Annotated in this window: 12 protein-coding genes; 9 read left to right on the forward strand and 3 right to left on the reverse strand. The window is 43.7% G+C overall.

Translation table 11 applies throughout. The features are described 5' to 3' along the window. Positions 1-38: 38 nt before the first annotated feature. On the reverse strand, positions 39-1,223 hold the full coding sequence (locus SNE26_RS26900; RefSeq protein WP_321556930.1) for an alginate lyase family protein: 1,185 nt from the start codon (positions 1,221-1,223) through the stop codon (positions 39-41). A 418-nt stretch (positions 1,224-1,641) separates the two neighbouring features. Beyond that, positions 1,642-2,991 (reverse strand): alpha-L-fucosidase, encoded by a 1,350-nt coding sequence (locus SNE26_RS26905; RefSeq protein ID WP_321556931.1) that lies wholly within the window; start codon positions 2,989-2,991, stop codon positions 1,642-1,644. Between the two features lie 116 nt (positions 2,992-3,107). On the opposite strand from SNE26_RS26905, the gene SNE26_RS26910 reads away from it, so the two are divergent. The 9 genes from SNE26_RS26910 to SNE26_RS26950 all read left to right on the forward strand — a co-directional run bounded on the left by SNE26_RS26910 (position 3,108) and on the right by SNE26_RS26950 (position 19,690). Further along, positions 3,108-4,289 carry an ROK family protein gene (locus SNE26_RS26910; protein ID WP_321556932.1) on the forward strand — a complete coding sequence of 394 codons (1,182 nt, stop codon included), beginning with the start codon at positions 3,108-3,110 and terminating at the stop codon, positions 4,287-4,289. 41 nt (positions 4,290-4,330) lie between these two features. After that, positions 4,331-7,642, forward strand: coding sequence for a SusC/RagA family TonB-linked outer membrane protein (locus tag SNE26_RS26915; RefSeq protein WP_321556933.1), 3,312 nt, complete (start codon positions 4,331-4,333; stop codon positions 7,640-7,642). An 18-nt stretch (positions 7,643-7,660) separates the two neighbouring features. Then, the gene (locus SNE26_RS26920; RefSeq protein ID WP_321556934.1) at positions 7,661-9,283 is read left to right on the forward strand and encodes a SusD/RagB family nutrient-binding outer membrane lipoprotein; all 1,623 of its coding nucleotides are present in this window, start codon (positions 7,661-7,663) and stop codon (positions 9,281-9,283) included. 1,144 nt (positions 9,284-10,427) lie between these two features. Next, a complete protein-coding gene (locus SNE26_RS26925) occupies positions 10,428-13,568 on the forward strand; it encodes a SusC/RagA family TonB-linked outer membrane protein (protein ID WP_321556935.1) in 3,141 nt (1,046 codons plus the stop codon). A gap of 12 nt (positions 13,569-13,580) precedes the next feature. Continuing rightward, positions 13,581-15,398 (forward strand): RagB/SusD family nutrient uptake outer membrane protein, encoded by a 1,818-nt coding sequence (locus SNE26_RS26930; protein ID WP_321556936.1) that lies wholly within the window; start codon positions 13,581-13,583, stop codon positions 15,396-15,398. 19 nt (positions 15,399-15,417) lie between these two features. Further along, positions 15,418-16,122: a DUF3823 domain-containing protein gene (locus SNE26_RS26935; RefSeq protein ID WP_321556937.1), complete on the forward strand. Its 705-nt coding sequence runs from the start codon at positions 15,418-15,420 to the stop codon at positions 16,120-16,122. A 22-nt stretch (positions 16,123-16,144) separates the two neighbouring features. Next, positions 16,145-17,290 (forward strand): hypothetical protein, encoded by a 1,146-nt coding sequence (locus SNE26_RS26940; protein ID WP_321556938.1) that lies wholly within the window; start codon positions 16,145-16,147, stop codon positions 17,288-17,290. An 80-nt stretch (positions 17,291-17,370) separates the two neighbouring features. Beyond that, on the forward strand, positions 17,371-18,375 hold the full coding sequence (locus SNE26_RS26945; protein ID WP_321556939.1) for a family 43 glycosylhydrolase: 1,005 nt from the start codon (positions 17,371-17,373) through the stop codon (positions 18,373-18,375). A gap of 28 nt (positions 18,376-18,403) precedes the next feature. Beyond that, complete coding sequence (locus SNE26_RS26950; RefSeq protein WP_321556940.1) at positions 18,404-19,690, forward strand: glycoside hydrolase family 71/99-like protein; 1,287 nt, start codon at positions 18,404-18,406, stop codon at positions 19,688-19,690. A gap of 216 nt (positions 19,691-19,906) precedes the next feature. Here the strand turns inward: SNE26_RS26950 and SNE26_RS26955 are convergent, their stop codons facing one another. After that, the gene (locus SNE26_RS26955) at positions 19,907-22,171 is read right to left on the reverse strand and encodes a glycoside hydrolase family 3 N-terminal domain-containing protein (RefSeq protein WP_321556941.1); all 2,265 of its coding nucleotides are present in this window, start codon (positions 22,169-22,171) and stop codon (positions 19,907-19,909) included. Positions 22,172-22,365: the final 194 nt, after the last annotated feature.

Below are 22,365 nucleotides of genomic sequence, written 5' to 3' on the forward strand. Positions count from 1 at the left end.
AGAGCGGCTTGTAAAAGATTTATTAAGCGAACGCTTGGTTAAAAAGTGGTAGGCACGTTGTTATGGGTATAGTTTGTCCAGCAGAGGAAACCGATATCGCCATTGGGCAAACCATTACTGTCGCACACATAATTGCTGGCTATGTAGCTGGTTTCGGTAGTCCCGTAATGACGGTTGGCCACTTCAATACCCGGCCAGATAGGGTTGTTAACATTACCATTGGGAGAGCAAGGCGGAGATACGGTGCCGTGCATTAACTTGTACTGGTAATTAAATCCGGTTAATAAGCGGCTGCTGCTTGCCGAGTAGATAGACAGATCCCCCTGGATACCGGCAATATTAGCGGCATAACTCAAACCGGTAAGGGAGTACTGATAATGCACATAGTCATTATGCGAACCGCAGATCTCGCCGTTCATTGAGCCGTCTGATGCAATTACATTAGGCAACACAGTTTTTACAGCAGTAATGCCGTTTTGGTATACAGTTTGACTGTCTTCAAATACACCGATAGCCATTTTAGCGTAGCCCGCAGATACGTTCCAGTTGTTGTTGAAATTGGGTACGTTGTTGATGTAATTGTCTTTCATATTGTTCAGAAAGTTTACAAACTGGGTATTTTCGGCAGTCGTCCAGCCGCCGCCAACACCGCTGGCCGGTATGTAGTATTTGATAATTTCGGCAGCTGCGGCAAAAGTAGGGGCGGCCCATGAAGCCTCAAGCGAAGCCTGGTTGGGCTGAGAGCCGGTTACGCTGAAGTTTTGAAAATGACTGGCCCAGCCGTCAAGAATTTGTTTTACGGTAGTTGCATATGATGCGGTGCCGGTTTTAGCCCAGCGCAGTGCCAGGGCATAGCTCAGCAGGGCATCGCCTTTAAAAGCAATTTCGTCGGGTGTTGTAACGCCGCCGGCTACCTGCACAGTGGCCTTGTAGGCACCGCTGGGACTATGATTGTTACAATAGTTGAGTACAAACTGATAGGCTGCCAGTCGGTTAGCATCATTTGAATTAGCCTGTTGGCCCACATAGTCAAGCGTTTGCTGCGTGTTGAGGATCCCGGGATGGATAAAGCCGGTAGCCTGGGTTTTTAATGCCGGTGAGGCGGCATCATTGCTTGCCGCCGCCGGCGAGACTTGTTTTTTTGTGCAATAAGAAAAAAATAAGGCCACAAAAAGGGCGAGGCCCAATAGGGTTGCAAAGGTAGTTTTTGGTTTGCTGTTCATAAATTGGTTTTTAGTTTACAACTGGTATGATCGGCATAACTTTAAAACAAACAGCTTAGGACTACCGAGGTGCGCTATTTGCCCGGCATTAGGTTTTACTGTTGTTTAAAAAGGTGCCGAATAATTGGTTTGATGAAACAAAATTATTGTAAACTATTGATTAAAAGCAAGATGTAAATATATCGATACGCTTGACCCACAATAGTACTTCGCGGTAAAAGAGGTTGTTTTAATGGCAAAAAAAATTTAATTTTTTTTGCCTGATACGGTTTATCCGCGTAATAAAAGGGAGATAAGGCTTGGTTGGGTGTAGCTTTCAAAGACTAATATAAAGACAAAAGCCCGCAATTGGTTTATTACAGGCTTTTGGAGAATTCATTCAGCATTTATATTTCCGTATTTAATTCACGTTATTATGCTACTCATTGGTAAGAAACCCTCCTTTACCATGGTAGAGGTCAAGTTTTCCGTTAAGGTCAATTTTTATTACAGACATGTATTTATCCTGCTGGTTTTCAGGAACGGAAATATACAACAATCCCGGTACGGCACTCCAGGAAATTTTGCCGACGATTTTATAGGTTAGTGGTGTGTTGCTCCCAAGAACACTGATTTTTTTGATATTGTTTTTTAAGCCTTTCACCAATACCGGAGCGCTTGTTTTAGCCGGAACAAACAGGTATACCGTGGTTGAATCTTTCGACAGGGTGCTTGCGCCATAATAATGTCCCTGTGGCATGCCTGCTATGGTATTAAAAACCCCCTCGCTGTTTTTTTTGTTCCATGCACCCAATTCTTTAAGCATGTTCACCTCTTGCTGCGGAATGCTGCCATCTCCTTTGGGCCCAATATCCAATAGTAAATTTCCACCGTAGCTTACGGCATCGATAAAAATGCTGATGATCTCATAAGGGGTTTTAAAATTGGTGTCCTGTGGCTGATATCCCCAGTTATCGTTGATGGTCATGCAAAGCTCCCACCATTTATAATTAGGCCTCGATACCGGGAAGTTTTGCTCGGGCGTGTCGTAATCGCCAAAACCCTGCAAGCGTCCGTTGATGATGACGTTGGGATTATAGCTTAACAGTTTTTGCCGTACAGCCGATGCTTTCCATTCCTCGGCATTGTGTTCCCAGTCGCCGTCAAACCACCAGAGATCGGGGTTGTATTGTTTTGCAAGCTCATCCAGCTGACCGTTCATAAAGGTTAAATATTTAGCCCATTTTGCTGGTTGGGAGTTAACCTGGTACCGGCTGCTATCTTTCAAAAAGCCCGGATAATCGGCATGGCTCCAATCTATCAGCGAAAAGTATGCCCCTACTTTTATACCGCGTATGCGCAACGCGTCATACAATGGTTTTAGCAGGTCTTTTTTGGCAGGAGTTTTTTGTACTACATTCAGCGGACCGTATTTGCTGTTCCATAAAGCCACACCATCATGGTGTTTGGTAGTCATCACCGCATAGCGGGCACCGCTTTCTTTAATCAGTTCTGCCAGTTCATCTGGTTTATATTGATTTGCCGTAAAGCCTTTTAGCTGGCTCATATAATCCGGATAGCTGATCTTTTTATTATGAAAACTCCAGCTTTCATCTATCCCTTTTACAGAATAAATGCCGTAATGAATAAATATGCCCAGCTTGGTATCGGCAAACCATTGCATTTTTTCTTTGATCTCGTCAGGATTTACACGGTGTTGCGCCTGTGCGTAACCAGTGTATAACATGGTAAAAAATACCAGGAAAAGGTGTGATAGATTTCTTCTCATTTTCAAAAGTAGCTATTGCTTTTATAAATCCATCTCATACTTTTTAAAAAAAATAAAAAGTTTTCTTTCTTTATTAAATTAATTTATTTAAATATGCAGATATAAACCCCTGCTTCATGTTTCTTAAACATATTGACCTCATTAAAGGGCTGTATTACAGTAAAACAGCTTCCCTTAACGACCTGAGTATTTATACAGGCCGAAGCATTCCTTATGTGACCAAAGGGATAGCCGAATTGATGAAGTTAGATATTGTGAAGGAAGTAGGTATAAGGGCCTCAAGCGGCGGCAGAAAACCCGCAACTTATTCATTGATAGCTGATACCGGCTTTATCATTTCGGTAGCTATGAACCAGTTTCTGACAAGGATTGTAATTGTCAATATGAATAATGATTTTGTGGGAGAAGTGCAGGAGTTTGAGTTAAAACTGGGCGATAACAAGGATGCAATCCATTCATTAATAGCCTGTATTAAAGCCGTAGTTGTTAATTCAGGATTACCGCAAGATAAATTTTTAGCTATAGGGATTACCATGCCCGGGTTTATTGACGCGTTTTTAGGGAATAACCTGAGTTTTCTTAAGGCCCCGGAAGAAACATTGGTAACCTACATTACCAAACAGGCAAAATTACCGGTATTTATTGAAAACGATTCGACGGCTATAGCGCTGGCCGAGCAAAAATTTGGGCTTCCCATTGCCCGCAATAACTCCATGATCATTAACCTGGGTTGGGGCGTTGGTTTGGGGATGATCATCAATAAAGAGATATTTAAAGGGCACAGCGGTTTTGCGGGAGAGTTTAGCCATTTGCCTCTTCATAAAAATGGAAAACTATGCTCATGCGGTAAGCAGGGCTGCCTGGAAACAGAAGCTTCTTTGCTGGCTATTGAAGCTAAAGCTGCTGAAGGCCTGAAACAGGGGGAAGTTAGCAGCCTGGTAAAATATGATAATGTATCGGCAGATAATATCATTGCCGAAGCGCTTAAAGGTGATGCCTTTGCAATAAAAATCATTGCCGAGGCAGCTTATTTTATTGGTCAGGGCCTGGCCATATTGCTGCATTTAATGAATCCCGAAAGCATCATTTTAAGCGGGAAGGGGAGCGTTATCGGTAAATTATGGCTTAGTCCTATCCAGCAGGCCATGAATGAGCATTGCATACCCCGCTTAACAACTTACACCCAATTAGCAGTTTCAAACCTCGGTAACAACGCGCAATTATTAGGAGGCGTAACCACGGTGATTGAAAATCTATATAAACTTAGTCCGCAGGGCAATATTTCCGAGCCTGCATAAACACATTAAAGAGCTTTTTTTAACTCAATTAATTAATTTTCATGCAACAATTTTATCTAAACTTGAAAAGGTGGGTGGTCCTGCTACTGCCCCTTTTTATCTCGGCAAATTTATTTGCCCAAACCAATGTTACGGGAGTGGTGCGCGATGACGCCGGTCCATTACCGGGTGTAACCGTGTTAGTTGTGGGCACAACAACCGGTGTACAAACCAATATTAATGGTGCATACAGCATTAAAGTGGCTAAAGGTGCAGTGCTTAAATTTTCATCTGTAGGCTACACCCCAAAAGAAGTTACCGTTGGCGACAATGCTGTGATCAACGTAACACTGGCTGCGGGCAAAGGCGAATTAAATGAAGTAGTAGTTACCTCATTCGGTATCAAACGCCAGGAAAAATCCCTGGGTTATGCCACTACTACAATTACGGCAAAGCAGTTAACCGAGGCTGGTAATACCAACTTTGCTTCGGCATTGTACGGTAAAGCTCCTGGTGTTAAAATTACTACTGCTCCGGGTGGTTCAAGCAGTGCGGTAAACGTACAGATCCGCGGTATCAACTCGCTTAACTACAACACTCAACCCCTGTATGTTGTAGACGGTGTTATTATCCGTAATAATAGTGAAGCTGGTGCCGGTGGTTCAAACAACGATGGGTACTGGTCTGATCAGCGGATCAGAGGTAACGGGATCCTGGATATCAACCCACAGGATATCGAAACGCTTACGGTGTTAAAAGGTGCAAGTGCAACAGCTCTTTACGGATCTGACGCTATGAGCGGTGCTATTGTTATCACCACCAAAAAAGGCTCAAAATCAAGAGGGCTCGGTGTTGATTTCAACTATGTAGGTACTGCCGAGCAGGTTGCCTTTACACCAAATTTTCAAAACGTTTACGGTCCTGGTTATGACCGTGCTACCAATCTTGCAGGTGGTTTTACCGAAGATGGCTGGTTAGCTGATACTAATTCGCCTACAGGTTACAGGCCGCGTTTTAGCTCATATGCACAATTCGGCCCTAAAATGGAAGGTCAGAAAATCAGGTGGTGGGATGGCGAGATCAGGGATTACAGCCCACAGCCTAATAATTACAAGGACTTGTTTCAAACAGGTTATAGCTCAAACGCCAACATCGCTATATCAAACCAAACGGATAATGTTAACTACCGTTTGTCTGCAACCCGTTTGGATTATACAGGTATTCAGCGCGGTCAAAAACAACAAAAAAACTCTTTTAACTTAAATACCACTGTTAAGTTAAGCAACAAAATCAGCGCGGATATCGTTGCGAGCTACGTAAATACCTTAACCCATAACCGTCCGTATCAGCTTGGTCGTGTTTTAGCCAACTTTGGTGGCTTCTTAAATCGTTCGGAAAAAGCAGATGTATTGCTTGATAATTATCAAACATCAGCAGGTTATAAATACGTAACGCTTGCCAATGCGGTCAGGAACCCAGCCGAGGCTTTCAAATACAACATGAGCGGTGCGGATATTATGGACTTTTTCTGGACTCAATTAAAGAACAGCGAAGATGAAAACGAAAACCGATTGATCACCAGCGCTACTTTAAACTGGGATGTACTTAAAAATGTAAAGTTCCGTGGACGTATCGGCAGTGATTATACCGGCCGCAATACCGAGTCACAACAGTACAACGAATATCCTATAGCTTTTAACGCCCCGTCAAGCACAGGTTATTATGGTGTTACCAAAGGACAGTATTCTGTTACTTACGGTGACTTATTGTTAACCTATTCGCCAAAATTGACCAAAGATCTGAGTATGTCTGTTAGCGGTGGTTATACTTCACGCAGCGAAACTTACCGCGATCAATCATCAGGTACTAATGGTGGTTTGGTTACCGAAAATTTCTTTTCTATATCTAACTCATACGGTGTGGCAAATACAAGCGCTACCCGTGGTTTCCTGAAAAGCCAGGCCGTTTTCGGAATCTTGAACTTTAACTACAAAAACTATTTATTTTTAGAAGGTACTGCACGTAATGAATCGGCTTCAACGCTTCCTACGCAAAACAATACCTATTTTTATCCATCAGTAAATGCGGGTTTTGTGTTTACAGATGCATTTCAAATGCCTGAATTTATCAGCTATGGAAAATTAAGGGCATCATACGGTGTGGTTGGTAATAAAGCACCAAGATATGTTCCTAACGTATTGTACAACCAATCGTCGTTACAAACACAAAATGGCTCTGTTACTCAGCTTACTTTTGATGCTACCTATGGCAATCTGCAGTTAAAGCCCGAAATGAAATATGAGCAGGAATACGGCCTGGAGGCCCGTTTTCTGAAAGACCGTATAGGTTTCGATTTCACTTACTATAACAACCAGGTTAAAAACGTAATTATGGCCTTGAATGTTGCACCATCAACGGGTGGCGGCAGCTTACTTGCTAATGCCGCTACTTTACACAGCAATGGTTTAGAGGTTGGTTTCAACGGCAAGCCAATTGTTGGTAAATTTAACTGGGATGTGCGTTTAAATTTTGCTGTTAACCATTCAAGAGTAAACAACCTGGCGCCAGGTTTTGACAGGCTTACTTTCTACACCGGCGATCAATCTGCATTATTGGTTGTGGCCCAGCCTAACCAGCCTATAGGTAATATATTGGTTTACCCAATAGCTAAAGACGCTAATGGCAACAAGATTGTAAACAGCGATGGTTTATACACTATTGATAAATCAAAATATGTGAACGCGGGTAATATACAACCTAAAATTGTAGGTGGTATTGCCAATACTTTCAACTACAAAGGCTTCTCTCTTGATGTATTGGTTGATTACCGTTTTGGCGGTAAAATGGTATCAAACCCATTAAAGTATGGTACCGCCGCAGGTATGTACGAAAGCACTTTACAGTATCGTGATGCAGCTCATGGTGGCTTAGCTTATTATATTGATGGCAGTGGCGGCAAGCATTTAGGAACTGCACCAAGCGGAGGAAAAACCTACAACGATGGTGTTATATTGGAAGGCGTAAATGAAAGCGGACAGAAAAACAGCACTATTGTTGATGCGGCTTCTTACTACCTGAATACTTATGATTGGGGCGAAAACTCTGTAAACGAAAACGCTGTATTTAAAAACAACTACGTGAAATTGCGTGAAGTAGTACTTGGATACAGGTTGCCGGCAAGCGTAAGCAAAGCGTTGCACCTGAACAATTTAAGGTTCTCTTTAGTAGGAAGAAACCTATTGTATGTATACCGCACACTTAAAAATCTTGACCCGGAAGCTCCTATTGGCGACAAATGGTACAGGCAAGGTGTGGATGAAGGTTCATCACCTGCCACCAGGAGTTTTGGATTCTCATTAAACGCGAATTTTTAATAGCACAAGTCATTAATTATGAAAAAGAATTTTAGAAATATAGGATTTGCGTTTTTGCTTGCTTTATCATTAGGCAGCTGCAAAAAAAGCATCGATGAAAAATTTAATAACCCCGAAAAAACGGCGACGGTGACTATTCCGTACATGTTTACCGGGATGTTAAATAATACAAGGGTAAGGGCCGAGTACTGGCATTACAGAACCTTTGTATTAACGGCTACGAGTTATTTTGGACAAACCTCTTATTTACCAAATACTAACACGGTATATCAGCCGAATGATGGCTATATGGGTAACCGCTGGGAGGATTTTTACCATCCAAATGGTTCGGCCAATGGCGTAATGGCTTTGTACCGCACCATGGAGGTTACTTATAACCAAATGTCGGCTACGGATAAGGCAACTAATGATGTGATCATGAATGCTGCCCGGGTAACTTTATACGATCAGACATCACAAATGGTTGATTGCTGGGGTGATATTCCGTTTAGTGAGGCAGGTAGCCTTGAAACAAGTGCAACGGTTAAAAATCCGAAATTTGACGATCAGATAGCTTTGTACAAAAGCTTCATTGCTGGTTTGGATGCTGCTTCTACTTATTTTAAAACAGCTACCTTATCAGACCAGTCAAGTAAGGCGTTTACCAATCAGGATATTTTATTAGGTGGTAGTGTGGATAAATGGAGAAGGTATACTAACTCTGTCCGCTTGCGGTTACTAATGCGTATGTCTTTTTATGATGAAGCAGGATCGAAGGCCGAAGTGGCTAAAATGCTGGCAGACCCAACATCATATCCGTTAATGGATGGCGGAAATTCTGCCAATTACAACCCTGCGGCAACTGATGCTTTACTGACACCGTTAACCAACTACACCGGATCATTGCAAAACGCGCTTACCGAGGGAAATAGCAATGGTGCGCCTGATTATATGTTAAATACTGTAATGTTGCCAGCTAATGACCCAAGGATACCTGTAATATTTGATAAGGGTGTAGACCTGACAGATCCTAACAACCCGAAACCGAACAAAGATTATAAGGCACAGGTAGTAACAATGCCAAGTGAAGAAGGCTCAAGAACGTTTACTCAATATTCAGTTGTTAACCCAACCACATTCTTAACCAACAATAAACTTCCTGGTATAGTGATGACCGCGCCCGAAGTTAACTTCCTGAAAGCTGAAGCCTTTGAGCGTTGGGGCGGCGGCGATCCGAAAGTGGCTTATGAAACAGCAGTAAGCCAGTCTGTTTATTTCTATTTTTATCTGAATAGTTTAGGTACCGGCGTTAAGCCAACGTTGAGCGCAGCAGATATAAATGTATTTCTTTTGAACAACACCACTACAGTTCAGGGCGGGCCAACAGTGCTATATACAGGTTCACAGACTGAAAAACTGGCAAAAATATGGATACAGAAATGGGTACATTTTGGCTTTATGCAAGGTACCCAGGCCTGGAGCGAGTACAGGCGTACAAAGTACCCTAAACTTACGTTCCCAAGCACAGGTAAATTGGCCAATTATACTACGCCGCCAACCCGCTTAGTATATCCAAGTGTAGAAACCGGCTTTAACACTCATTATAATGATGTAAAAGCAAAAGATACACGTACAACAAAGATCTTCTGGGATGTAAAATGAGAAACCAGATAATAGTTGATTGAGAAGCTGCCCACAATTGTGGGCGGCTTTTTTATTGCAGATCGCGGAACGGAAGGCCGGTGCAGTACTGTGTATTGAAATCAGTTGAGTTTTGAAAGTGTGCTATTTAATACTATTTATACAGTAGTTTCATATTTCTCTAAAAGATCATGTGTGAATTTATTGTACTCTTCGCGCATAGGCAACTCAAAATCAGTGTGCAGAATCCGTTTATCAACTAATAAATTCTCATTAGTTTTGAGATTAAACCCTTCTTTTTTTACATTTTTTCAATAAAAGCCTATTCCTCTTTTTTGCCGGGAAGGAACATTATTGAAGTTGATGCCATATCATAATCTTTATATCAATATTCGATCGCAGAACGGGTAATAACGGCAGCTTCTCGCCGGTTTTGAACTATGGTACTCTCATGGTTTAAAAATCCATCTGAACAAACACCATTTACTGAAAACGATCTAATCTTAAAGGCCGTCTTGAATTAAAACAGCCTTTATAAAAAGTTGAGTAATTTAAAGTACTACTCAACTTTTCTCAGCGGAGGGGGAGGGTTCAGAACCTGCCTCTGTACGCTTTTGATCTTCTGTCAATTATAGGTTTTTTCAAAATTGACTCACCGCATGACTCACCAGTTTTTTCTTGCCATCTGACGTAAATCATGAGTAAAGATACAAAGAGAATTAATAGAATTTCAAGTTGTATTCTATGCATGGTTATTTACTAATTGCATCAGAGATTCCGGTTCGAGCCCATTTTGGGAATGACCAGCGAAAGATCATCTGAACCGCCGATCAAAGCGGTATCAGCAACATGTCACCCGCAGAGCCGAAAGCGCTTCAATCCGGCATAAAAACTTCGCAATCGATTGCGAAAAAAAGTTCATTAATCACGAAAATTAATCAATTATTTATTTTTTATTAATCGCCAGTTCTTGATTTGTATAGAATTATAAACTCGAAACACTATCTGTTTCCGCCGCATTTGGCAGCCGGCTGGTGTATCTTATAAACCAACAAATCATGTATCGCTATCACCCTTACCCGCCATAGGTATGCTGTAATACACTGCCATTTACCTGAAAAAGGTAACTAAAACCAATAAAACTTAATCATTAACGAGAAACAATATGAAAAAACTTAGATACTTACTTATCATTTTCTTTCTTTTCCCGCTCAGTTTGCTCGCACAGCAAACCACCATCGGCGGAAAAGTTATAGACTTAACCGATGGGGCTACACTTCCGGGGGTAAGTGTAAAAATTAAGGGAACCACTATCGGTGCCATAACCGATGCTGAGGGAAAGTTCAAACTTAGTGTACCGGGGCCCAATACCATTTTACAACTCTCATACATCGGTTATGTAACCCAGGAAATTGTTGTTAAAGACATTAAAGATGGTACGGTTGCTTTAAAAACCACTAACAAAAGTCTTGAAGAAGTCGTTGTTGTTGGTTACGGTGTACAAAAAAGAGCAACCATAACCGGCTCAATAGCCACACTGCAAAGCAAAGAGATCACCACTACAAAAAACGAAAGCGTAGTGAACATGTTAACCGGTAAAATACCGGGCGTACGTATAGTACAAACGACTGCCGAACCAGGGTCTTACGCTAATAATTTAAACATCAGGGGATATCAGGGCGCTCCATTAATTGTAATTGATGGTGTAATTGGCGGCGACCAGTCAACCGTAGGCCGTATGGACCCAAACGAAATTGAAAGCATTTCAGTATTAAAAGACGCTGCTGCTTCAATTTATGGTATGCGCGCAGCTGGTGGTGCCATTATAATCACCACCAAAAAGGGTGGAAAAAACGGCAAGATCAACATTAACTATTCAGTCAATGACGCGATACAAACCTTTTTGGGTATGCCCGAAGGTGTTGGCGCGGTTGACTATATGTTGCTGACCAACGAAAAAATCAAGCGCGATTTCGCCAATAACTTTGTGCATAACGTTACACCGCAGTTTTCCTATGCCGATATCAAACCATGGCTTGACGGTACTTATAAATCAGCCGACTGGATAGGCATGGTTTTCAAAAAAACAGCCAACCAAATTCAGCATAATTTGAATATTGACGGCGGTAATGATAAAATCAGCTATTTCTTCAATTTTGGCTATCAAAAGCAGGATGGTGTTTTTAAAACCGGCAGCCTGAATTATAATAAATACAATTTTCGCTCAAACGTTACCGCAACTATTACCAAAGGTTTAAAGGCACAGGTATTAACATCAGCCTGGATGGATGAAAAAAACCTCCCTTATACCGATGAGTGGACCATTTATAAATATACGTGGAACCAGATCCCAACTCACCAGATCTACGCTAATGACAATCCCCTTTACCCCGCGGTAATTGATGATAATATGAACCCTTCTATCATTACTGATGCCAATAAAGTAGGTAGCAAGCGGTACAGGAACAAGAGCATTACCAGCCAGTTAAACTTAACTTATGATATCCCCGGCGTAAGCGGACTGACCGCCAAAGCTTTATTCAATATTGATTATGGTACTGCCGATAACAATACCATAAGAAGATCATTTTCATTATATACTTACAAGGCTGATAATGATACATATATACCAAGTTTAGTAAACTCGCCTGCCGGTATTACCCGCGCATATTATACGCACTTAAACACGCTTAGTCAGGTAACCTTAAACTATGCACATACCTTCCTGAAAGATCATAACATAACCGCCATGGTTACCTATGAACAAAGCCACGAAACCGCCGATAACTTTAACGCTTACCGCGATATTGAAATCCCGGTTGATTATTTGTTTGGTGGCTTGCAAAACTCCAATATGTCAGGTGGTATGGATGCCGGTGCTTTACAAGACCGTGCACACAGAAGCTATATTGGCCGTTTTAATTATGATTATAAGGGAAAATATCTTGCAGAGTTTAGCTTCCGTCGTGATGGTAACAACCTTTACAAACCTGGTTCAGACCAGTGGGGCTTTTTCCCCGGCGGATCAATTGGCTGGGTTTTAACCAGGGAAAATTTTTTCCGTAGCCTGGTATCTGAAAATATCCTTTCAAACTTAAAAATCAGGGCTTCATATGGCCAAACCGGTGACGAAGCAAACGCCCCCGCATTTAACTACGTAAACGGTTACACCTACCCCGTAAACAGTTATATCTTCGGTTCAAGCGCCGTTAACGGTTCTGCGCCAAAGCTGGGCAACGCCGGCCTAACCTGGTCGGTGAATACCATCAAGAACATCGCGGTTGATTTCGGCCTGTTTGGTGGTAAAATTGACGGTACCATTGAGATTTTCAGGAACGACAGGACTGGTTTGCCCGCCCAGCCTTCGGTGGCATTACCGGGCACAGTAGGCGCGGCAGTGCCACAGATTAACTACAACAGTGATCGTGTACAGGGTTTGGATTTCAATATGTCGTACCGAAACACCTTTGGTCAGGTTGGCTTAAACGTTACCGGTAACATTGGTACAACCCGCTTAAAAGCCCTAAAAGTACTGCGCGGCCAATCGGGTAACGAATACTTGAACTGGAAAGAAAATCAAACTAACAGGTACCAAAACGTTTGGTGGGGCCCGGAATATGCGGGCCAGTTTACCTCATACAACCAAATCTATAATTATGGCGTAAATACCGGCGGCGGCAATAACAATACTATCCCCGGCGATTATTACTACAAGGACTGGAACAATGATGGTGTAATTGACGATAAAGACAGCCACCCTATTGCCACTACTGATATCCCGCTTTATAACTACGGCCTTACCATTGGCGTAAGCTACAAAGGCTTTGATATGAACATGCTTTTACAAGGCGCAGCCGGTGTGTATGTGCAATATGGTGAGCAGTTTGCTTCTCCGCTGATGTACGGCCGAAGTGCATTGACCCGCTTCCTCGACAGCTGGCACACTGCTGATCCTTCTGCAAACGTGTTTGATCCAAATACTCAATGGGTTCCGGGCTATTATCCCGCTATGGGGTCGCCGGATGCCCAGGGTACAAAGGCTATTCAAAACGCCAGCTACCTCCGCATAAAAACGCTTGAATTTGGTTACTCGGTGTCGCCGGCTGTTTTAAAAGCCATCGGGGTTAGGAAATTTCGTGTTTATGTAAATAGTTATAATCTATTAACATTCACCGGATTAAAAAACTACGATCCGGAACACCAGGGGCCTAATCCGAGAGATAACAATGATTTCGGCAAGGCCCTTGGCGGATACACCTACCCAATGAACAGGACCTTTAACCTGGGTGCTAACGTTTCATTTTAAATCATTTAACACATGAAAAAAATACATAAACTCATCATAGCAATTTCTGTCGGTGTGGGTACTTCGGTAACCTCCTGCCAAAAATTAGACATCCCGCCAACTAATATTTTTACGCCTAACATCATTTATGACAGCGAATCTGGCGTTAAATCATTTTTAGCAACTATTTATACCAATTTGCCCATCGAAGATTTTAAATACCGGCCCGACCAGGGATTTAAAACAGGCAGCAACGACTGGGAAAACTTTTATAACTCAGCTTCGGTTACCGGCGAAGAAGTTGGCCCGTTTGGTGGTATGGATATAGGCGGTGGTTTCGGTTACTGGCCATACGGCGATATCAGGAACGTAAATACACTGATTGCGGAACTTCCTAAACACACAGCTGCTTTAACTCAAAACACGGTAAACGCATTGTTAGGCGAAGCTCACTTTTTAAGGGCTTACTATTACTTTGGTTTGGCCAAACGCTATGGCGGCGTACCTATCATTAAAGAGCCCCAGGATCCGGCCGCGCCTTTATCTGAATTACAGGTTCATCGTGATAAAGAAGAAGCTACCTGGGATTTTATCGGTGCAGAGCTTGATCTCGGCTACCAGATGATGCCTGAAACCAGTGATGCAGGCAGAGCGAATAAATATGCTGCTGCTGCATTAAAATCAAGGGTGATGTTATATGCAGCATGTATTGCCAAATACGGATCGACCAATTTTGTAGACGGGCCTGCACGTGCCCAGGGTTTGGTAGGCATTCCGGGAAGCAAAGCCAATACCTATTTCCAGGCTGCTTATGATGCTGCAAAATTATTGGAAGGCCATTATTCACTTTATAATGCCAATTCGGATAAGGTACAGAACTATGTAGACCTGTTCCTGAAAAGTGGCAGCCCTGAGAATATTTTCATCAAACAATATTCTATTGCCAACCATACGGCGCATAGCTGGGATGACACTATGTCGCCGCGTTACTTTACCGCAAACGCGCTGTCACGTTCATATCCAACTTTAGACCTGGTACAGCTTTGGGGTGCATTAAACGTAACCAATGATGATGGTACCCCTAAACGCTTCAATGACCGTGCTGAATTAATGCAGGGCCTTGAGCCACGTTTAGTAGCAACCATTTATTTCCCGGGCGCTACCTTAAGGGGCTTAACCTTTGATATGCAACGCGGCATTTACCCTTCATTCAGCGGTACTGCTGCTGCCGAAGTGGCTAAACAGCCAAACTCACGCTCATATATCCTTGCCGGTGATACCAAAACCCTTTACCAGGGCAGGCAGGTGATAGGTTTTACCGGCCCATGGACCGGCGGTGACGAGCTTACCCGTACCGGTTTCTATGTTCGCAAATATGTTGATTATAATAAACCGCAGGCATCGGTAGATCTGAACCGCAGCGAACAACCATGGATTGACCTGCGTTATGGCGAAATCCTGCTGAACCGTGCTGAGGCTGCCATAGAATTAGGCAATAATGGAGACGCATTAACCTCTATCAACCTGCTCCGGAGCCGCGCCGGTGCAACACCTTATGGTTCTATCGACCTTGATAAAGTGCGTAAAGAGCGCCGTATGGAGCTTGCCTTTGAAAATCAATATTACTGGGACCTGAAAAGATGGCGCATTGCCGATGTGGTACTTGACCGCGCCCATTTTAAAGGCCTGATGCCGTACTATGTATTGAATGAAAACAAATACATTTTCCTTTCCGAGCCAGAGCTGTTTAACAGGGAGTACAGTTTCCAAAAGCAGTTTTATTATGAGCCTATCCCTGGCGGGGAAATTGGCAAAAACCCTAACCTGCTTCCTAACAACCCTAATTATTAAGAATTTAAAAGTTAAAGATATGAAAAATCTGATCGGTAGAATTTTGGTGGGCATAGCTATACTGGCAAGTTCTGCATGTACAAAAACAGATAACTACGATGGCCCCAACGCTTCATTGCAGGGCAATATACTATCATCCGAAGGCGGCAACCTCCTTACCTCGGGCGGCAGCACCACTATCAAACTGCAGCAAATAGGCTGGACTACCCCGCAAACCATTCCAAGCAAATTTGATGGTACATATGAGGATTCAAAATTGTTTAAAGGCGGGTATAAAATTGTGCCTACAGGCGGCGCTTTCTGGCCGGTTCTTGATACTGTAACGGTTAACATTGATAAAGGCACCAAACATGACTTTATGGTTACACCGTATATCGTGATCAAAAACTTCACACATACGTTAACGGGTACCACGCTTACGCTCACGTTTGACATCGACGCGCCTGTTATTGCCGGTTTACCAACCATTAAAGATGTGCAGCCCTATGTAAATACTACCAAACTGGTAGGTACAGGTGCTTCTATCCGTGATTTTTCGGACGTGAACGCCAAAACCATCAATAAGGCATTTATTGATATGAGCGCCGCCGAAAAATCGATAACACTTACTGTACCCAACCTTATTCCGGGCCGTACCTTTTTTGTGCGGGTGGGCGTTCGTCTGAGCGATAGTTTCAACAGCTCAAATTTTTCGGAAATAGTACAGGTAGATATTCCTAAATAAGTTAATCTAAAACCAAAAGGAAATGAAATTCATTAAAACAATGATGGCTTGCTCCATCCTCATGATAGGCTTGATTGCTGCAGGCTGCAAAAAAGAAAAATATATTTCACGGGATACTTCGTACCTGAAACCGCCGCCGCCTGATACCACTGCGCCGCCGGCAGTGGATCCTACGCTTGTTGTGTTTGACAATGCAGATAAAGCTGACGGCTGGCAAACAGTTGGTACTCCCGCAATAGCCACAACAGGCCAAAAGGAAGGCGCAGGCTATCTGAAAAATACCATTGCCAACGGCAGCGATTTTATGCAGTTTATCAAAGACCTGTCTACCCCACTTGATACCAAACTCACCGGCAATAACGGCCAGTTCAAATTCTGGTGGTATGTTTCGGATGTATCCTTGCTGAAAGCCGATGGTTCTATCGAGATCACCAGTTCCGGTAAATCCGACGATCACGAATCGGCCTGGGATGTAGCGCCATTGATCCCCACCCTAAAAAACGGCTGGAATGAGATCTCCCTTAATTTTAGCAAGGCGATTAAAACAAACGATGGCGGAGCCGATTATTCAGCCATCAACCACTTCAGGATCTTCTTTTTCACAACTGGTAAAGACCACGGCGATTTAGTCACCGGCGTTGATGACTTTGTATTCAGGGCCGCTCCAGCCCCACCTCCGGTAGTATTTGACAATGTTGACAAAGCTGACGGATGGCAAACTGTAGGCACACCAACCATAGCAACTACCGGCCAAAAAGAAGGCACAGGTTATTTAAAGAATACCATTGCCAATGGCAGCGATTTTATGCAGTTTATTAAAGATGTTATCACACCGGTTAACAGTTCATTCAGCGCTGCTGATGGCAGGTTCACCTTTTGGTGGTATGTTTCTGACGTATCCTTGCTGAAAGCTGATGGTTCTATCGAGATCACCAGTTCGGGCAAATCAGATGATCATGAATCGGCCTGGGATGTAGCCCCTTTAATACCAACGCTTAAAAACGGCTGGAACCAGATCACGCTTGATTTTGACAAGTCTATAAAAACCGGGGATGGTGGTGCCGACTACACTGCTATTAACCACTTCAGGATCTTCTTCTTTACCCAAACCAAAGATCACGGCGATTTGGTGACCGGTGTTGATGACCTGAAGTTCATATCCAAATAATTAATCCCCAATCATAATTAATAGCGAGCCGGCTGCAGAGTCTAAACTGCGGCCGGCTTCAATAACACGAAGAGATCGTAATGAATTTAACTACTTTATTCAAGCCCCTGGCAATAAAAGCTTTGCCTGCAACGCTGGCTGTAACATTTGTGCTTGCGGGAAACAGCTGCACCAAAGCCCAGGAAAAAACAAAACAGCAGGAAAAAACTACAACCGATACCTCCGGTAATCCATTTATCAGGAGCATGTACACCGCCGACCCATCTGCACACGTTTGGGCGGATGGCCGTTTGTATGTTTATGCCTCGCACGATATTTACCCGGCAAGAGGTTGCGATCTGATGGATCAGTACCATGTTTTCTCAACGGATGATATGGTGCATTGGAAAGATCATGGCGAGATCCTCCGCGCCGCGCAGGTGCCCTGGGGCCGTAAAGAAGGCGGCTTCATGTGGGCCCCGGATTGCGCTTATAAAAACGGAACCTATTATTTCTATTTCCCGCATCCAAGCGATACCAAATGGAACGACAGCTGGAAAATTGGGGTAGCAACCAGCAAAAGCCCGGCAAGCGGGTTCACCGTTCAGGGTTATATCAAAGGCCTTGAATCGATGATTGACCCCTGCGTTTTTATTGACGACGACGGGCAGGCCTATTTTTATTACGGTGGCGGCGGTACCTGCAAAGGCGGCAGGCTAAAGGATAATATGACAGAAATTGACGGCGAAATGAAAGCGATGGAAGGCCTTAAGGATTTCCATGAAGCAAGCTGGGTGCATAAACGCAATGGCATTTATTACCTCTCGTATTCAGATAACCATGATGTTAACGGAAAGCATAACCGCATGAACTATGCCACCAGTAAAAGCCCTTTGGGCCCATGGACCTACGGCGGCATTTACATGGACCCAACTGATAGTTATACTAATCACGGCTCCATTGTTCAATACAAAGGCCAGTGGTATTCATTTTACCATACCAGCGCATTATCACATGAGGACTGGCTAAGATCCATCTGCGTGGATAAGCTCTATTACAATGCCGATGGTTCCATCAAAATGGTTGAACCTACAGCTTCAAAATAACCAATCGAACCCCTTAAATCAATGATCGATGAAAAATATCAGAAGTAAAAACTCAGCAACCTTTTGCATTGCCGCGATGGTGGTGCTGGCATTAAGCTGCTCAAAGAAAAGTAGCGGAGGCGGCGATGTTACACCGCCAGACAAACCAAAAGATACGATAGACCTTACCCCCTCGCCTGTTGGCGATGTTGTGGGTAAAGTAATTGTAGGTTACCAGGGCTGGTTTGCAGCAATTGGAGATGGCTCACCGATTGACAGGTACTGGCATTGGGCGCAAACCTGGGAACAGCAGCCATCACCAACCAATACAGCTATTAAATCGTGGCCTGATGTACGGGATTATACCCAAACCTTCCCAACCAGGTATGCTAACCTGAACAATGGCCAGCCAGCTAACGTATTTTCTTCATTTTCCGACCAAACTATTGATGTTCAGTTTAAATGGATGAAGCAGTACGGTATAGACGGAGCCGCCCTTCAACGCTTTAACCCAAGCGGACTTGAGGGCCCTGTACGTGATGCCATGGCGGCAAAAACCAAAATAGCAGCCGAAGCAAACGGCGTTAAGTTTTACATTATGTACGATGTAAGCGGATGGAAAAATATGCAATCGGAACTAAAAACCGACTGGACAAACAAAATGTCGGTTTATACCTCATCCCCTGCCTATGCCAGGCAAAATGGCAAACCGGTAGTATGTATCTGGGGCTTTGGCTTCAGCGATGAAAATCACCAATTCACGGCAGCCCAGTGTCTTGATGTGATCAAATGGTTTAAAAGCAAAGGCTGTTATGTTATCGGTGGTGTGCCTACCCATTGGCGCACTGAGGATAGCGATTCACAGCCTGCATTCCTTTCGGCATATAGCGCACTGGATATGATATCGCCATGGATGGTTGGCCGGATCGGTAACAAGAGCGAGTCGGATAATTTTTATGGTACAGTTAACCGCCCCGATGTTGCTTATTGCAAAGCCCATGGTATCGATTATCAGCCTTGTATTCTCCCCGGCGATTTACAGGAGCATCAACGGGCGCATGGTGATTTTATGTGGCGTCAGTTCTTCAACATGAAAAGTGTTGGTGCGCAGGGCCTTTACATCTCGATGTTTGATGAATATAATGAAGGGAACCAAATAGCGAAAACCGCCGAAAGCCAGGATTTTGTACCGGCAGGCTCATCATTTGTAACCCTTGATGAAGACGGTACCGCCTGCTCGGCCGACTATTACCTGAGGCTTACAGGTGATGGCGCTAAGATGTTTAAGGGACTTATTCCGCTGACACCAACGAGGCCTACCGTCCCTAAGCTATAACACCGTCCCCGCATCAATCTTACACTCGTAAAAAGCCTGAACTCATAAAGTTCAGGCTTTTTACGAGTGTCTCTACCTGCTGCACAACCATGCAAAAATAAAGTGTGCCTGGCTCTCACCCCAAACACACCTGTTTACCTGTTATACCAGGTAACGTCAACTAAACCCCGGGGTATTCCGGAATACCTTTCTGCTCATCTGAGTCTGCACGTAGATCTATTTCACCCAAAAACTCCCTTTTTGCCTGATATCATCAGAGGAACTACCTACCATAACTTTAAATTCACCTGGCTCAACAACCTGTTTCATTTGCCGGTTCCAGAGCTTTAGTTCATCAGTGCTTAATTTAAACTGAACAGTGCCGCTCTCGCCCGGTTTCAGGCCGATGCGGTTAAAGCCTTTTAAAGCTTTTACAGGGGTAGTAACGCTGGCAATAACATCGCGTATATATAACTGCACCACCTCTGTACCTTCAACCTTACCCGTGTTCTTTACAGTAACGCTAATGTTAACCAAGCCGTTAACCGGAATGCTTGCCGGGCTGATTTTTAAATCGCTATAAGCAAAGGTTGTATAACTTAATCCGTGTCCGAACGGAAACAGCGGCGTATTTTTTTCATCAACATAAATATGTCCGGAAGTTGGTTTATGATTATAATAATAGGGTATTTGCCCGGTGGAGCGCGGAAAGGTCATCGGTAATTTGCCCGATGGGTTAATTTTGCCCAATAATACATCGGCGATAGCCAGGCCTCCGGTTTCACCCAAAAACCATGATTCTACAATGGCCGGGACGTTCTTAGCCAGCCCGTTTATGCTTAACGGCCGGCCGTTAAACATTACAACTGCAATGGGTTTTCCTGTTTTCTGTATAGCATCTATGAGGCGGGTTTGCCGGTTGTTAAGGTCAAGGTTTGCCCTATCTTTTCCTTCACCTACTTCACCGATATCTTCGCCTAAAACTACTACTGCCATATCCGATTTATTCACCAGATCGGCAGCCTTTTCAATATGCGCCGTTTGAGCTGCGGCCGAAGTATCTTTAGGATCATAACCCGGTTCGAACGTAATTTTCATATCAGCACCGGCCTTTTGTTTCAGGGCATCAAGTATGGCTATACCCTTACTGTTCTCATTGGCATAACCGCCCAAATAAGTACTTTCTGCCAGCGGACCTACCACTGCCACCGAATGTACATTTGACCCGAGTGGTAATATATTACCATCATTTTTGAGCAAACTTATACCCTCCTGTGCAGCCTTCAGGGCCACAGCGCGGCTGGCTTCGGTATGATATACTTTTTTTATGAGCGATTCATCAACATAAGGATGATCAAACAAGCCCAGCATAAATTTAACACGCAGCACATCGCTCACGGCCCGGTCAAGTTCGGCCATGCTGAGCTGTTTGGTAGCCACGGCTTTTTTTATCGCGCTCAAAAACTCCCTATGTGGAAAATCATAAAATTGCATATCGAGGCCAGCCGTAAGCGTTTGGGCGATAGCATCGGCAGGATTGGCGGCAATTTGGTGATTATTTAACGACATGCGGATAGCCCCGAGATCTGACAATACAAAACCATTAAAACCCCATTCTTTGCGCAGCACATCTTTCAGCAGCCATTTATTATCTACACAAGGTATACCATCGAGCTCACTGTAAGCAGCCATAATACCCATGGCATGCGCTTCTTTAACAGCCTTTTCAAACACATATAAAAAAGACGACCTTGCTTCACGTTCACCCATATTTACGGGAGCGGTATTGCTGCCCGCTTCGGGGATGCCATGTACTGCAAAATGTTTTGGTTCGGCCAGTACGGCATCATAATCGCTCAGTTTGCGGCCCTGTAAGCCTTTAACCATTGCCACACCATTAGCGGCTGCCAGATACGGGTCTTCGCCATAAGTTTCCTCTACCCGGCCCCAACGCGGATCGCGCGGAAGGCAAAGCACCGGGCCAAGCACCATAGCCACGCCATGCGCCCGCATTTCGGTAGCGATAATACGTCCGGTTTGATGCACCAGTGTAGTATCCCATGTACCGGCCAGGGCCATAGGCACAGGAAAGCTGGTGCTGCCCAATCCCGAATAGCCATGCAGGCCCTCTTCAATAAATAGCACGGGAATGCCCAACCGGGTGTGTTCAACCGCATAACGCTGTATTTGGTTGGTAATATCTGCCGTTAGGGGGTAAAGGTCATGCACCGAACCAATACCCTCTGTACCTATACTTATTTTAGCACTGTCTGAGTATGATTCTGCTTCGTGGCCTTTCATATTGGCCACCTCGTGGCCATAATACATATCCAGTTGTCTTATTTTTTCGCTAACCGTCATCCGGCTTAGCAGGTCGGCAACCCTTTTTTCAATAGAAGAAGCGGCGTTTTGATAAGGATATTTAACCGGCTTCCGGGGAGTTTCAAAAGAGCAAAAGGTGGCTATTAAAATAGCCAGCGCGCCGGCATACTTTTTCTTCATAAAATTACAGTATTTGTTAGGTTTTTAAATTTCACATCAGTGATTTGATGTTAAAGACGAAACTATACCCGGCAAATAATAACATATTAATAAAACATTAACAGCTATGTATTATGATGATAAGTTGCTCAATTTTATTGAAATCGTTTTATCAAGCGTAAACTGCTACTATTTGATATCCCTGTTTTTTATAA

It is taken from the genome of Mucilaginibacter sp. cycad4 (assembly GCF_034263275.1).
In the GTDB taxonomy this organism is placed as follows: Bacteria; Bacteroidota; Bacteroidia; order Sphingobacteriales; family Sphingobacteriaceae; genus Mucilaginibacter.